Annotated in this window: 13 protein-coding genes; 3 read left to right on the top strand and 10 right to left on the bottom strand. The window is 58.8% G+C overall.

Translation table 11 applies throughout. The features are described from left to right. The first annotated feature begins 139 nt into the window (after positions 1 to 139). Together glyQ and glyS are read left to right on the top strand one after the other, a co-directional pair. Positions 140 to 1,051, top strand: coding sequence for a glycine--tRNA ligase subunit alpha (gene glyQ, locus HA48_RS02220; protein ID WP_128599586.1), 912 nt, complete (start codon positions 140 to 142; stop codon positions 1,049 to 1,051). 9 nt (positions 1,052 to 1,060) lie between these two features. Next, entirely contained in the window at positions 1,061 to 3,130 is a 2,070-nt protein-coding gene (gene glyS, locus HA48_RS02215; RefSeq protein WP_128599585.1) for a glycine--tRNA ligase subunit beta, read from the top strand. 57 nt (positions 3,131 to 3,187) lie between these two features. Here the strand turns inward: glyS and HA48_RS02210 are convergent, their stop codons facing one another. From HA48_RS02210 to fdnG, 9 genes are all read right to left on the bottom strand, one after another. After that, the gene (locus HA48_RS02210) at positions 3,188 to 3,496 is read right to left on the bottom strand and encodes a type II toxin-antitoxin system RelE/ParE family toxin (RefSeq protein WP_128599584.1); all 309 of its coding nucleotides are present in this window, start codon (positions 3,494 to 3,496) and stop codon (positions 3,188 to 3,190) included. Beyond that, positions 3,459 to 3,746, bottom strand: a complete 288-nt coding sequence (locus tag HA48_RS02205; protein ID WP_128599583.1) for a type II toxin-antitoxin system ParD family antitoxin — start codon at positions 3,744 to 3,746, stop codon at positions 3,459 to 3,461. The genes HA48_RS02210 and HA48_RS02205 overlap by 38 nt, the downstream gene beginning before the upstream one ends. Before the next feature lie 112 nt (positions 3,747 to 3,858). Then, complete coding sequence (selB, locus tag HA48_RS02200; protein WP_128599582.1) at positions 3,859 to 5,712, bottom strand: selenocysteine-specific translation elongation factor; 1,854 nt, start codon at positions 5,710 to 5,712, stop codon at positions 3,859 to 3,861. Then, a complete protein-coding gene (gene selA, locus HA48_RS02195) occupies positions 5,709 to 7,088 on the bottom strand; it encodes an L-seryl-tRNA(Sec) selenium transferase (RefSeq protein WP_128599581.1) in 1,380 nt (459 codons plus the stop codon). Before selA ends, selB begins: the two co-directional genes overlap by 4 nt. A gap of 8 nt (positions 7,089 to 7,096) precedes the next feature. Beyond that, positions 7,097 to 7,708, bottom strand: a complete 612-nt coding sequence (locus tag HA48_RS02190) for a glutathione S-transferase (RefSeq protein WP_128599580.1) — start codon at positions 7,706 to 7,708, stop codon at positions 7,097 to 7,099. 85 nt (positions 7,709 to 7,793) lie between these two features. Beyond that, positions 7,794 to 8,720, bottom strand: a complete 927-nt coding sequence (gene fdhE, locus HA48_RS02185; protein ID WP_128599579.1) for a formate dehydrogenase accessory protein FdhE — start codon at positions 8,718 to 8,720, stop codon at positions 7,794 to 7,796. After that, positions 8,720 to 9,361 (bottom strand): formate dehydrogenase cytochrome b556 subunit, encoded by a 642-nt coding sequence (gene fdoI / locus HA48_RS02180; protein WP_128599578.1) that lies wholly within the window; start codon positions 9,359 to 9,361, stop codon positions 8,720 to 8,722. Before fdoI ends, fdhE begins: the two co-directional genes overlap by 1 nt. Further along, positions 9,361 to 10,260, bottom strand: a complete 900-nt coding sequence (gene fdxH / locus HA48_RS02175) for a formate dehydrogenase subunit beta (protein ID WP_128599577.1) — start codon at positions 10,258 to 10,260, stop codon at positions 9,361 to 9,363. Before fdxH ends, fdoI begins: the two co-directional genes overlap by 1 nt. A gap of 12 nt (positions 10,261 to 10,272) precedes the next feature. Beyond that, positions 10,273 to 13,320 (bottom strand): formate dehydrogenase-N subunit alpha, encoded by a 3,048-nt coding sequence (gene fdnG / locus HA48_RS02170; RefSeq protein ID WP_139807974.1) that lies wholly within the window; start codon positions 13,318 to 13,320, stop codon positions 10,273 to 10,275. 129 nt (positions 13,321 to 13,449) lie between these two features. On the opposite strand from fdnG, the gene fdhD reads away from it, so the two are divergent. Then, a complete protein-coding gene (fdhD, locus tag HA48_RS02160; protein WP_128599574.1) occupies positions 13,450 to 14,301 on the top strand; it encodes a formate dehydrogenase accessory sulfurtransferase FdhD in 852 nt (283 codons plus the stop codon). On the opposite strand, the gene HA48_RS02155 is transcribed toward fdhD, so the two are convergent. Further along, the gene (locus HA48_RS02155; protein ID WP_128599573.1) at positions 14,298 to 15,074 is read right to left on the bottom strand and encodes a DeoR/GlpR family DNA-binding transcription regulator; all 777 of its coding nucleotides are present in this window, start codon (positions 15,072 to 15,074) and stop codon (positions 14,298 to 14,300) included. The genes fdhD and HA48_RS02155 overlap by 4 nt on opposite strands. Positions 15,075 to 15,235 lie beyond the last annotated feature (161 nt).

The raw sequence follows: 15,235 nt of genomic DNA, 5'->3' as shown, positions 1-15,235 counted from the left end.
TATCAGCGGGTAATTCAGATCACTCTGTTAAGCGCAGCACAACCGTGCGGCCTGCCAGCAGGATTTCCGGCTGCACAATGCGCGGTCAAAGGGTATACTGTCGCACTCTTTTTTAATCGACCCGTATCGCGTACTCAACATGCAAAAGTTTGATACCAAGACCTTTCAGGGCCTGATCCTGACCTTGCAGGATTACTGGGCGCGCCAGGGCTGCACCATTGTTCAACCGCTGGACATGGAAGTGGGCGCTGGCACTTCACACCCTATGACATGCCTGCGCGCTATCGGGCCTGAGCCAATGGCCAGCGCGTATGTGCAGCCTTCACGCCGTCCAACCGATGGCCGCTACGGTGAAAACCCAAACCGTTTACAGCACTATTACCAGTTCCAGGTGGTGATCAAGCCGAACCCGGACAACCTTCAGGAGCTGTACCTTGGTTCGCTGAAAGAGCTGGGTATCGATCCCACCGTGCACGACATCCGCTTCGTGGAAGATAACTGGGAAAACCCAACGCTGGGTGCCTGGGGATTGGGCTGGGAAGTGTGGCTGAACGGCATGGAAGTGACGCAGTTCACCTATTTCCAGCAGGTTGGCGGCCTTGAGTGCAAGCCGGTCACCGGTGAGATCACCTACGGTCTGGAGCGCCTGGCGATGTATATTCAGGGCGTGGACAGCGTCTACGATCTGACCTGGAGCGACGGTCCGTTTGGTAAAACCACCTACGGCGATGTGTTCCACCAGAACGAAGTGGAGCAATCCACCTACAACTTTGAATATGCAGACGTGGAATTCCTCTTCAGCTGCTTCGAGCAGTATGAGAAGGAAGCGCAGCAGCTGCTGGCGCTGGAGAAACCTCTGCCGCTGCCGGCCTATGAGCGCATTCTGAAAGCGGCGCACAGCTTTAACCTGCTGGACGCGCGCAAGGCGATCTCCGTGACTGAGCGCCAGCGCTACATTCTGCGTATCCGTACCCTGACGAAAGCCGTGGCTGAAGCCTATTATGCGTCCCGTGAGGCGCTCGGTTTCCCAATGTGCAACCGTAACAAGTAAGAGGCAGCCATGACCGATAAAACTTTCCTGGTGGAAATTGGCACCGAAGAGTTGCCTCCGAAAGCGCTGCGCAGCCTGGCGGAAGCCTTTGCCGCGCACTTTACTGCAGAGCTGGATAGCGCCGGCCTGGCACACGGCGAGGTGAGCTGGTTTGCTGCTCCGCGCCGTCTGGCACTGAAAGTCGCCGCGCTGGCTGCAGCCCAGCCGGATCGCGAAATTGAAAAACGCGGCCCGGCCATTGCGGCGGCGTTTGATGCAGACGGCAAGCCAACCAAAGCGGCTGAAGGCTGGGCGCGCGGTAACGGCATCACCGTTGAGCAGGCCGAACGCCTGAGCACCGATAAAGGCGAATGGCTGGTGCATCGTGCCGCAGTAAAAGGCGAGAGCGCCCAGGTACTGCTGCCTGCGATGGTCGCCACCACGCTGAGCAAGCTGCCGATTCCAAAACTGATGCGCTGGGGCGCCAGCGACGTGCAGTTTGTCCGTCCGGTGCACACCGTGACGCTGCTGCTGGGCGACGAGCTGATTCCGGCAACCATTCTGGGCATTTCGTCCGATCGCGTCATTCGCGGTCACCGCTTTATGGGCGAGCAGGAATTTGCCCTTGATCACGCAGACCAGTATCCGCAGCTGTTGCTGGAGCGCGGTAAAGTGGTGGCTGATTTCGCGACGCGTAAAGCCAAAATCAAAGCCGATGCGGAAGCCGCGGCGCAGCAGCTGGGCGGTATCGCCGATCTGAGCGACAGCCTGCTGGAAGAGGTCGCCTCGCTGGTAGAGTGGCCGGTGGTGCTCACCGCGAAATTTGAAGAGAAGTTCCTGGCGGTACCGGCAGAAGCGCTGGTATACACCATGAAAGGTGACCAGAAGTACTTCCCGGTGTATGCCGCAGACGGCAAGCTGCTGCCGCACTTCATCTTCGTGACCAACATCGAATCCCGCGATCCGCAGCAGATCATCGCCGGTAACGAAAAGGTGGTGCGTCCGCGCCTGGCCGATGCCGAATTCTTCTTCAACACCGACCGTAAAAAGCGTCTGGAAGACAATCTGCCGCGCCTCGAAACCGTGCTGTTCCAGAAGGAGCTGGGCACGCTGCGTGACAAGACCGATCGCATTCAGGCGCTGGCTGGCTGGATTGCCGCGCAGATTGGTGCAGATGTGAATCACGCCACGCGTGCGGGCTTGCTCTCGAAGTGTGACCTGATGACCAACATGGTGTTTGAGTTCACCGATACCCAGGGCGTGATGGGCATGCACTATGCGCGCCACGACGGCGAAGCTGAGGATGTTGCGGTTGCGCTGAACGAGCAGTATCAGCCGCGCTTTGCCGGCGACGATCTGCCTTCCAGTCCGGTCGCCTGTGCCGTCGCGATTGCTGACAAGATGGATACTCTTGCGGGCATCTTCGGTATTGGTCAGCATCCGAAAGGCGATAAAGATCCGTTCGCGCTGCGCCGTGCTGCGCTGGGCGTGCTGCGCATTATCGTTGAGAAGAACCTGCCGCTCGATCTGCAAACCCTGACCGAAGAAGCAGTGCGTCTCTACGGCAGCAAGCTGAGCAATGCGAAGGTGGTTGATGAGGTGATCGACTTTATGCTGGGCCGTTTCCGCGCCTGGTATCAGGAAGAGGGCCACAGCGTCGATACCATCCAGGCGGTACTGGCACGTCGTCCAACCCGTCCGGCCGATTTCGATGCACGCATGAAAGCGGTATCGCACTTCCGTACGCTGGAAGCGGCCTCGTCGCTGGCTGCCGCCAATAAGCGCGTGTCAAACATCCTGGCAAAAGCCACGGAGACCCTGAATGACAGCGTGCAGGCTTCGCTGCTGAAAGAGAACGCCGAGATTCAGCTGGCGACCTTCGTCACGGCCCTTGGTGACAAGCTGCAGCCCTATTTCGCTGAAGGCCGCTATCAGGATGCGCTGGAAGAGCTGGCACAGCTGCGCGAAGCGGTTGATAACTTCTTCGATAACGTGATGGTTAACGCTGACGACGAAGCGGTACGCGTCAACCGCCTGACGCTGCTGGCGCAACTGCGTCAGCTGTTCCTGCAGGTAGCGGATATTTCACTGCTGCAGTAAGCGATGCGCTGATGTAAACCAGAGCCAAAGGGACGAGAAATCGTCCCTTTTTGCTTTTTAAAGCGAGGTGTCCCAGGTGATATGGGATGAATAATCCTGAGAATGATGCAGAATACGAACAATGATGATCTGCTCAGGTTCAACGCGGTAAATGATGATATGTTCGCTGTGGATAATGGAGTAAAAATCACGGCCATAATCTATGCGGCGTCGTCCCAGGTTATTTACCTGGAGGCTGGAAAATAATGTATTTATTTTCAAGGCATAGCGATCAGCCTGAGGTTCACCAAAGTTCCAGCATCCATAAAGCCAGATGGTCAGCAAGTCTTCACTCGCTCTCGGTGTTATCACGATTTCTTTTTTCATAAATGCCTACCCTGGCTTTCGCTCTCCGTAGAAAATCGTCTACGTCCCAGGGAATGGGTTCTCCACTCTCCATCCCCTCCTTGATCAATTTCCTTAAATTCTCCAGTTTCGACGCCGCCTGCTTTTCGCGCAGCAGGCGCAGGGATTCCCGCACCACTTCGCTTTGCGTCCGGTAGTCACCGGATGCCACCAGAGATTCAACAAACTCGCGCAGTTCATCACCTAAATCGATTGTCATGGTACGTGCCATCATTGCTCACCAAATGTAAGAGTATTTCTTACATCCTGGCACATTTTTGTACAACGGGGAATGTGCGTTGCAGCGCAGTTACAGCGATAACTGCGAGGCAACGCGAAGGTATTCAGGTGGCAGAAGCGGTGAAGAGACGGTCATCGCGCAGCAGGTGATCGTTACCGCGCCGGCGGGTAAAGCCGCTGCGGTCAAAGAACTCCAGAATCTGTACCGCTACTTTGCGCCCGGTACCCAGTTGGTTACGAAAATCGGCGGCGCTGGTGCTGCCACCCTGAGCGGCACGCTGGCGAATCAGATCGGCGAAGATCTGGATCTGGTCGCTGCGGTAGTAGCGATCGCGCACGATCGCGGTAATGTGCCCAAGACGCGCGGCGGTCAGCAGCAGGCTGCGCACGGCGGCTTCATCCTGCTGTACGGCTTCAGCGATATCGCGCACCCACAGCGGCTGCCCGGCAAACAGGGGTGCCACCTGCTGCCACAGCGTCTCTTCCTGTGGATTGAAGCGAGGTTCAAAGTCCGGCAGGTGCAGCCAGCCATTTTTCTGCTGCAATATGCCCTGCGCCAGCATCTGATCAATCAACGCCACTATCAGCGCAGCAGGTTGATTGGGCAGGGCGACGCGGCGCAGACGATCGTGACCGATACCCGGCTGCTCCGGATGGTGCTGATGAAAGTGGGCCAGCGCCTCCTGTATCCGCAGCTGCCAGCCGGCGGCTTGTGCAGTACCGATCAGCTGGTTACCAAGCCGCACCGGAGCGATGTCCGTCAGCAAATCATCGAGCGCTGCTGGCGTGAGCTGACGCGCCCAGCCGAGCTCGTCATACTGCGCGGGCTGCTGGCTGAGATAGCCCTGCAAACTGGCGCGATCGTCTGTCGCGGCGGCCAGGGTGCGCAGCCAGGCGAGATAGTCCGGCTGACGCTTGCCGCGTTTTTTACTGTCGAGCAGCAGGACGCGGCCGCCGCCCAGCGTCTGTTGTGCGTTACTGTCACGGATAATGAGCCGATCGTTCTCTGCCAGCCACAGCGGTTCGTTCAGTACCAGCTCAGCCAGCGCGTCATCCAGTAAAGTTAAACGGCCGGTGACGTGGCTGGCGGCGTGGTGGATATGTACCGGCTGGGAGGCGTTTTTCAGCGGTTGCAGCAGCCGCAGCGCTACGGTTAGCCGCTGCGTACCTTCCGGCGGCGCCTGGGCCAGCAGCCAGTCACCGCGTGCTATCTGCGCTTTTTCGACCTCACCCGCAATGTTCAGCGCAATGCGTTCACCGGCCTGCGCGCGCGTCACCGTCTGGTTCTGTGCATGCAGCGCCCGCACGCGTACCGGTATGCTGAGGCGGCTTAACCACAGCGTATCACCCACCTGCACGTCACCGCCCAGCGCCGTGCCGGTCACTACCAGGCCGGTACCTTTCAGCGTAAAGGCGCGATCGATCGCCAGCCGAAAGCGCTGCTGCAAGTTAAACACCGGCTCGGCCAGGCGGCAAAGATGCTGGCGCAGTGCGTCAATGCCCTGTTGGGTATGGCTGCTGGTCACAAACTGCGGCGCCGCGGGCCAGCCGAGCTGCTGCGTGAGTTGCGCCACCTGCTGTTGCACCTCAGCAAGGCGGGCAGCATCAACGCGGTCGGCCTTAGTGAGCGCCACGCTAAGGGGAGGCTGGCCGGCCAGGCTCAGCAGCTGCAGATGCTCGCGCGTCTGCGGCATCACACCGTCATCGCAGGCCACCACCAGCAGTGCATGATGGATGCCGCCAATGCCGGCCAGCATGTTAGCGAGAAATTTCTCATGGCCCGGCACATCAATAAAGCCAATAACGCGGCCATCCGGCTGTGGCCAGTAGGCATAGCCGAGATCGATGGTCATGCCGCGCCGTTTCTCTTCGGGCAGGCGATCGGCATTGATACCGGTTAACGCCTGTAACAGCGCCGTTTTACCGTGATCGACATGTCCGGCGGTAGCAATAATCATGGTACCAGCGTCCGAATCAGGGCGGCTTCATCCTCAAGACAGCGTAAATCCAGCCACAGCTTGCCCTCCTGAATCCGCCCAATTACCGGGCGCGGCAGGTGACGCCAGCGCTGCGCCAGCGCATTAAGCTGGCCGCCATGGCCGTTATGCGGCGCGAAGGTAATCGCGAAGCTGGGCAGACGTTCGACCGGTAGCGAACCGCTGCCGATTTGCGATGAACAGGCAGCAATCGCCAGCGAAAATTCACCACCATACGTCTGTTCAAGCGCCGGCATCAGCCGCTCGGCCTGTTGCAGAATCGCGTGCGAGCTGCGCGTCAGCTGGCGCAGCGTTGGCAGCGCTTCCTGCAGTGTTTCCGGCTGGCGATAGAGTTGCAGCGTGGCTTCCAGCGCGGCCAGCGTCATTTTGTCCACGCGCAGCGCGCGCTTGAGCGGATGCAGCTGCAGCTGGTCGATCAGCGCCTGTTTGCCGACGATAATCCCCGCCTGCGGGCCGCCAAGCAGTTTGTCGCCGGAGAAGCTGACCAGGCTGACACCGGCCGCAATTAGCTGCTGCGGCATCGGTTCGGCGGGCAGCCCGTAAGCAGTCATGTCGATCAGGGAGCCGCTGCCGAGATCGGTGATCACCGGCAATTGATGCGCTTCGCCCAGCGTGACCAGCTCCTGCTCTGTCACCGCATGGGTAAAACCCTCGATGTGGTAATTGCTGGTGTGCACCTTCATCAGCAGGCCGGTCTGTTCGCCGATGGCGCCTTGATAATCTTTAACGTGCGTGCGGTTGGTGGTGCCGACCTCTACCAGCTGGCAGCCCGCCTGACGCATCACGTCCGGGATACGGAAGGCACCGCCGATCTCCACCAGCTCGCCGCGTGAAACAATCACCTCGCGCCCGGGCGCCAGGCTGGCCAGCATCAGTAGCACCGCCGCGGCATTATTGTTAACAATGCAGGCCGCTTCGGCGCCGGTCAGTTCGCACAGCAGCTTGCTCACAGCGCGATCGCGGTGACCGCGAGTGGCATCGTCCAGCGCATACTCCAGCGTGACCGGCTGACGCAGACAGGCGTCAACTGCCGCAATAGCATGTTCACTGAGCTGAGCACGGCCAAGGTTGGTGTGCAGCACGGTACCGGTCAGGTTGAACACCGGTCGCAGCGCGCTCTGCTGCTGTTGCTGCACGCGGCGCTGTGCTTCCTGCGGCCAGTTTGCATGCCAGTCAGGCAGGGTCTGGTGCAGCCGGATATGCTCACGCGCCTCCTGCTGCATGGCGCGCAGCTGGCGCGTGGTTAACGCGGTGCCGGCATCGGTGAGGAGAGTTTGCAGCGCCGGATCGCGCAGCAGGTTATCAATGGCGGGTAACTGGCTGTAGAGGTTTTTCATCAGGTAACTTAGCTGGCGGGCGGAACGGTACGGGCAAAGCTCTCCCGCTCAAACAGGGTCTCCGCCAGTTTGACCAGCGCCGGGCGATTGACGCACCAGTTAGGCAGCACGCGGCGGAAGTTAAGGTAGCCAATCATGCAGCCGGTGGCGATGTCAGCCAGGTTGAGCGTGCCGCTGTTGAGCAGTTCACCCTGTGCCGCTGCAGTCTCAAGCGCATCCAGCCCGCGCTGGATTTTTTCCCGGTTGCGCAGCAACACCTCTTCTGACTGTTGATCGCCCGGGCGCAGCTGTTCACGCACAATCATCACGGCGGCGTCATTGATGCCATCGGCCAGTTTCTCCAGCTGGCGCACCTGAAGCGCGTGCAGCGCATCGGTGGGCAGCAGCGCAGGCGCTTCACCACGCAGCTCAATGACCTGCGCAATGATGGAGGAGTCAAACCAGGTGAGCTGCCGATCGTCGATCAGCGCCGGCACTTTGCCCAGCGGATTGTACTGCGGCACGTGGCTCTCATCATCCCACGGAGAGTGGTTGACGAATTCGAACACCTGGCCCTTTTCCAGCAGGATCACCGAAATTTTGCGCACAAACGGGCTGGTATAGCTGCCAATCAGTTTCATTGAAGCCTCCGTGTTGAATGAGTGTGGCATGGCGACCCTACGGTCATCCTCTTACCGCGCATTTATGCGCGCCGTTCATGGCCGGTTAATCGCCGGGGAACATAAACGGATTCAGGCTGCTGCGCGCAAATCCCTCCTGCTCCATGCGCGCATCCAGCACCAGCGAGGCCAGATCATCGGCCACCGGCTCAACGGCCGGATCTTTCTCCTGATAAAGCATCTTCAGGTAGGTACCGCAGTCGCCGCAGCTCTCTGCTTTCACCGCGGCCTGTTCACTATCCAGCGACCAGTAGTGCAGATCGCCCGTCTGTTCGCAGTTGGAGCACTTGCTGCGCACCACATACCATTCGCTCTCGCACAGATTGCAGTGCAGATAGCGCAGGCCCTGCTGGCCCACATCCATGTGTACCACGCTGGTGACCGGCACGCTGGCGCAGACCGGACAGAACTGGCGATGCTCGCCATATTCAGCACGCGCTTTGCCTGGAATCAGTGCCGCCATCTGCGCCCAGTAGATCGATAGCGCTGCCCAGATAAACGGCGATTTATCACTGCTGACCTGGGCAAATTCGCCCTCCAGCAGGGCGCTGGCAAGGCTCTCCAGCTCGGTCGAAGAGGCTTTCTCCAGGTTCTCCAGCACCGCCAGCGCCTGGCCGCTCATCTCTGGCTTAAGCTCAGCGATCAGCGAATGCAGCAAACGCTGCCAGTGCGCATCGCGTGGGTAAGTGTGAATATCCAGCGGTGGTTTGCCCTGGGCAGCGCTCTCAGACAGGCGTGCATGCAGATCCAGCTGTAACGGATGGTCATACAGTACGATCTCCTGCGCCTGCGCGATGACAGCGGCAAAACGCAGGTAGTCGCCCAGCGGATTCTTCGCCGCCAGCTCACGCAAGCGTGCCGCCCGGCGGCTATACAGATTTTTCAGCCGGGGGAAAAGTAACGGCGGAACCTGTTCCGCCGTACGCTTTTCGCCTCTCTCCAGCTGGTCCTGCGGGATGATGCGAATACTCATCAGGGACGTTTTTCCTGTTGTGTGTGGCGTTGGCGCTGCTCGCGATACCAGCGTGGGTGATGCTTCTTCGCCCACGCGGCGGGCACCCAGCCCTCAACCATGGCGGTAATGGTGCCTTTGACCCACAGGGCCGCATAGATGTGCACCATAATCACCACGATCAGTGCCACAGCTGAGACCGAATGCACCACCAGCGCGGCGCGAATCAGCGGGATGGCAAAGGCACCGGCAAAGTAAGGACGCCAGATGACAATGCCACTCACCAGCAGCAAGACTAAGCTGATAATAGCAGCCCAAAACACACACTTCTGCCCGAAGTTGTATTTGCCGGTATCGCCCACCTCCTCGTTACGCACGATTTTGTGGATATTCTTCGCCCACACCAGGTCTTCGCGATTGATCAGGTTATGCTTCCAGTAGCGTAAGAACATGATGATAAAGGCAGCAAACATCACAACCCCGACAAACGGATGCAGGATGCGCGCCAGCTGGGGAGTGCCAAGCACATGCATCAGCCAGTTAAAGGACGGGAAGAAGAAACCCAGCCCGCTCAGCGCGGCCAGCACAAAACAGAACGCCACAATCCAGTGATTGATGCGTTCCGGCGCGCTATAGCGCACCAGACGATCGCGTTTTTTCATTACTCGCGCTCCTCTTTTTCATGCAGGTTCTCATCCTCATCCTCTTCCACCCGGTTCGGACCGACACCGACATAGTGGAACACCGAAGCCGCAAAGGTGGCAGCGAAGCCAATCGCCGCCAGCGGTTTCCAGATCCCTTTCCAGAACGTCACCGCCGGGCTGATGCTCGGGTTATCCGGCAAGCCGTGATAGAGCTGCGGCTTGTTGGCATGATGCAGCACGTACATGACGTGCGTTCCGCCCACGCCCTCTGGATCGTACAGGCCGGCATTGGCATAACCGCGCGTATTCAGCTCGGTGACGCGCTCCGCCGCCAGCGCCTGCATATCGCTTTTGCTGCCGAAATGGATCGCGCCGGTCGGGCAGGTTTTCACGCAGGCCGGTTCCTGACCGACGTTGACGCGATCGACGCACAGCGTGCATTTGTACACGCGGTTGTCCTCTTTATTCAGACGCGGCACGTCGAACGGGCAGCCGGCAATGCAGTAGCCGCAGCCAATGCACTGTTCCGACTGAAAATCGACGATACCGTTCGCGTACTGAATGATCGCGCCTTCTGACGGACAAGCCTTGAGGCAACCCGGATCGGCGCAGTGCATGCAGCCATCTTTGCGGATCAGCCACTCCAGCTTGCCGTTCTCCTCTACCTCCGAGAAGCGCATCACCGTCCAGGATTTGGCGGTCAAATCCGCCGGGTTGTCGTACACCCCAACGTTATGACCGACCTCATCGCGAATGTCGTTCCACTCCGAACACGCCACCTGACACGCCTTGCAGCCAATACAGGTGGTGACGTCGATCAGCTTCGCCACCTCCTGCTGATGGTCACGCGCCTGCGGCGGCGGCGTCACGCCATTGGTGGCGGAGCGGCGGATAATGTCTTGTGATTGATAAGCCATATTCGTTCTCCGTTACACCTTCTCAACGTTAACCAGGAACGCCTTAAACTCTGGCGTTTGCGTGTTGGCGTCACCGACAAACGGCGTCAGGGTGTTGGCGATAAAGCCTTTTTTCGCTACGCCCTGATAACCCCAGTGAATCGGGATGCCGATGGTGTCGATGGTTTTGCCATCCACCTGCAGCGGACGGATACGCTTAGTCACTACCGCTTTGGCTTTGATATAGCCGCGATTCGAGCTCACTTTCACCGTATCGCCCTGTGCAATTCCCAGCTTGTTCGCCAGCTTCTCACCGATTTCAATAAACTGTTCCGGCTGCGCAATGGCGTTGAGCCGTGCGTGTTTGGTCCAGTAGTGGAAATGCTCGGTCAGGCGATAGGTGGTGCCGACGTACGGGAACTGCTCCGCTTTACCCATTGCCGCCAGATCGTCCTTAAACACGCGTGCTGCCGGGTTGGAGATCACGTTCGGGTGCAGCGGGTTGGTGCCAAGCGGCGTCTCAAACGGCTCGTAGTGTTCCGGGAACGGACCTTCGGCCATTTTATCGAGCGCAAACAGGCGACCCATGCCTTCAGGCTGCATGATGAACGGACCCACATTGCTGCCTGGCGCGGCGGCGCTGTAGTCCGGCACGTCCATGCCGCCCCATTTGCTGCCATCCCACTTGAGGATCTGACGCTTTGGATCCCACGGATTGCCTTGCGGGTCCGCCGAGGCACGGTTGTAGAGAATGCGGCGGTTGAGCGGCCACGCCCAGCTCCAGTTCAGCGTGTTGCCCAGCCCGGTGGGATCGGTGTTATCACGCCGCGCCATCTGGTTACCCTCTGGCGTCCAGCTGCCGGCGAAGATCCAGCAGCCGCTACTGGTACTGCCGTCATCTTTCAGATGGGCAAAGGTACTGAGCTGCTGGCCTTTTTTCACCAGCAGGGTGCCTTTATCATCAAAGATATCCGCCAGCGCCTTGCCGTTGCTCTCCATCGCGACCTCTTCCGGCGCCGGGTTTTCCGGTGTCAGATAGTTCCAGCTCATATTCAGCACCTGCTCAGGCAGCGCACCGCCTTCGCGTGCGTACATCTCACGCAGACGCAGATAGATGCCGGCAAGGATTTCGCCATCGTTCAGCGCTTCGCCCGGCGCATCCTGGCCTTTGAAGTGCCACTGCAGCCAGCGGCCGGAGTTCACGATAGAACCGTTCTCTTCAGCAAAGCAGGTTGACGGCAGACGGAACACTTCAGTCTGAATCTGTGCCGGATCAACGTCGTTGAACTCGCCGTGATCTTCCCAGAACGTCGCGGTTTCGGTGTTTAGCGGGTCGATAGTGACAAGGAACTTGAGCTTCGACAGCGAGGCGATCACTTTCCGTTTGTTTGGGAACGAAGCCACCGGGTTAAAGCCCTGGCAGAGGTAGCCATTCACTTTGCCCTGCGACATCATCTCGAAGTACTGCAGGACGTCGTAACCTTTGTCCCACTTCGGCAACCAGTCAAAGCCCCAGCTGTTCTCCGCCTGCGCTTTATCGCCGTAGAAGGCTTTCATCATGCTGACGAAGAATTTCGGGTAGTTGCTCCAGTAATTGACCTGGCCTGGCAACAGCGCTTTCGGCGTATTCGCCGTGAGATAGGTTTGCAGATCGGCCTGTTTCTCAGACGGCAGCGTCATGTACCCGGTCAGGCTCTGCGACAGCAGGCCGAGATCGGTTAATCCCTGAATATTGGAGTGGCCGCGCAGGGCGTTCACGCCGCCGCCCGCCATCCCCATGTTACCGAGCAGCAGCTGAATCATCGCCATGGTACGGATGTTCTGTGCCCCGACGGAGTGCTGCGTCCAGCCCAGCGCATACAGGAACGAGGTAGTGCGATCGCGCGCGCTGGTTTCACCAATCAGTTCGCAGACGTGCAGGAAGTCCGCTTTTGGCGTGCCGCAGATGCGCTCGACGATTTCCGGCGTATAACGACTGACGTGCTGCTTCAGCAGGTTCCAGACGCAGCGCGGGTGCGTGAGCGTCTCGTCACGTTTAGCGAAGCCGTCGTCGCCCAGCTCATAGTTCCAGCTGGTCTTGTCATATTTACGGTTTTCCGCGTCATAGCCGCTAAACAGGCCATCTTCAAAGTGAAAATCCTCGCGCACAATCAGGCTGGCGTTGGTGTACGCCTGCACATATTCGTGCTGGATCTTGTCATTCTGAATCAGCCACAGCAGTACGCCTGACAGGAAGGTGATGTCAGTACCGGAGCGAATCGGCGTGTAAAAGTCCGCCACCGATGCCGTACGCGTAAAGCGCGGATCGATAACAATCAGTTTGGCTTTGTTGTGAATTTTAGCTTCCATCGCCCAGCGGAAACCCACAGGATGCGCTTCAGCGGCGTTCCCGCCCATCACAACGATCAGGTTGGCATTACGGATATCGACCCAGTGGTTGGTCATCGCACCGCGACCAAATGTTGGAGCAAGACTTGCTACCGTTGGTCCGTGTCAAACGCGCGCCTGGTTGTCGACCGCTAACATGCCGAGCGATCGGGTAAATTTCTGGGTCAGATAACCGGTTTCATTGCTGGAGGCCGACGCACACAGCATGCCGGTGGAGAGCCAGCGGTTAACCGTGGTGCCCTTATCATTCTGCGCCACGAAGTTTGCATCGCGGTCGGCTTTCATCAGCTTAGCGATGCGGTCAAACGCATCGTCCCAGCTGATACGCTGCCATTTATCTGAGCCTGGCGCGCGGTATTCCGGGTATTTCAGACGGCTTTCGCTGTGAACAAAATCGAGCAGGCCTGCGCCTTTCGGGCAGAGTGCGCCGCGGCTTACCGGATGATCCGGATCCCCCTCGATATGAAAAATGGTCTCTTTGGCGTTTTTCGCGCCATCGCCGAGGCTGTACATCAACAGACCACAGCCCACTGAGCAGTACGTACAGGTATTACGGGTTTCACGAGCGCGCAGCAATTTGTACTGCCGCGTTTCCGCCAGCGCGACTTCCGGCGTAAAGCCAAGCATCGCTGCCGTTGTTCCTGCCATACCGCCAGCACAGATTTTGAAGAATTTTCTTCGGCTGACGTTCATGGTTAATCCTTGAGTCGACATTACTAAGGTGTGTTACTGCATTTTTTTATTTTGCGGGGCGCCGGGCCGGCGTGCACAATGACCCAACTAAGATTGCGACAATAGCGACCAGATATTACCACTACTTTAATGTGGTTGTTATGCGAGGCGACAAAAGTGAAAGCGAAAGGGCAGGAAACTCACAGTAATGTGAGTGAGATCTCAGGTGCGACGCAGGCGCAGGTGTGGCAGCGCCGCGAACTGGCGCAGGCAGAGCAGGACTGGCTGGCGCAGGAAGTGCCGGTGGCGCTGGTGTATAACGGCATCTCACACGTGGTGATGATGGCCACGCCGAACGATCTGAACGCTTTTGCGCTCGGTTTCTCGCTCTCAGAGGGCATTATTGAGAAACCTGAAGAGATTTATGGCATGGATATCGTGCCGGGCTGTAACGGTATCGAAGTGCAGATTGAGCTCTCCAGCCGCCGCTTTATGGCGCTGAAAGAGCAGCGCCGTGCCATGGCCGGACGCACCGGCTGCGGCGTATGCGGCGTTGAGCAGCTCGATCAAATCGGTAAGCCGCTCACGCCGTTGCCGTTTAGCCAGACGTTCGATTTGGCGCAGCTGGATGCGGGCCTGGCACAGCTGCGTGATTATCAGCCCATCGGCAACCTGACCGGCTGTACGCATGCGGCGGCCTGGATGTCGCCGCAGGGCGAGCTACAGGGCGGCTGCGAAGATGTCGGGCGCCATGTGGCGCTGGATAAACTGCTAGGCTGGCGCAGTCAGCAAGCGTGGCAGCAGGGCGCGGTGCTGGTCTCCAGCCGCGCCAGCTATGAGATGGTGCAAAAATCTGCCATGTGTGGTGTAGAGATTCTGTTTGCCGTCTCTGCGGCCACACAGCTCGCTGTTGAAGTGGCACAGCGCTGTAACCTGACGCTGGTTGGATTCAGTAAACCCGGGCGTGCAACGGTATACAGCCACCCACAGCGTTTGCGCTAAACCACCTGTACCTGCGGCAGTGCCTGCTGCAGGGCGTCCAGCGCACCCGTTTTTGCCGCACCGCCATCGCAAATCAGCAGATCGATATCACCCACGGGTGCATACACCGTGCGGCTGACAACGCCAAGCTTGCTGTGATCCGCCAGTAAAAAGGTGCGGCTGGCCTGCTGCACCATGGCGCGGGCAATCGCCGCTTCATGGGGGTGAAAACTGCTGGCGCCGCTTTCCGCATCAATCCCTACCGGTGATAACAGCGCAATGTCGGCGCGATAGCGGTAAATTTCCCCTACGGTAATCTCACCGCGCGTCTGCTGTGCGCCCGCCATCATTACGCCGCCCAGTAACATCACCTGATTGTTCAGCGACTCATGCTCTTCCGCCGCACTGAGGGCCAGCGCCGCCTGCAGGCTGTTAGTGATAATGGTCAGGCCGGACATGCTGCGCAGCGCTTCCGCCAGCAGGGTCGTTGTGGTGCCGGCATCCAAAAAGAGTGTCTGACCGGGCTGCAAATGCTGCACCGCTGCTGCGGCGATGGCGCGTTTCTCCCGTGCCTGTGCGTTACGACGTACCTGCAAGGGCGGCTCCGGCTGGCTTTCAGGTGCCACTACGCCACCATGAACGCGTCGGGCAAATCCCTGCGCTTCCAGTGTAATGATGTCACGCCGCGCCGTCTCCCGGGAAACGCCCAGCTCGTTGATGATGCGCTCAGTGCTGACCTGATGCTGCGTGTTCAGCAGCGCGCGAATGCGGTGTAAACGGGTTTCCTGCAGCATGATGTCTCCCCGGGTGTCTCTGGCTGGTGCTTAAGCTTACCGAAGTGTCATACGGGCGTCATGTGTATTTGGTTGTATTTGTGTATTTGGTTGCTTTTGTCGGCGGGGCAGGCATGATAATGAGAGTGCTGTCCTTTAACACCCCCTTTTAACCTGGCAAC

It is taken from the genome of Pantoea wallisii (assembly GCF_002095485.1).
GTDB classification, from domain to species: domain Bacteria; phylum Pseudomonadota; class Gammaproteobacteria; order Enterobacterales; family Enterobacteriaceae; genus Pantoea; species Pantoea wallisii.
This window is presented reverse-complemented; position numbering and strand designations above follow the sequence as displayed.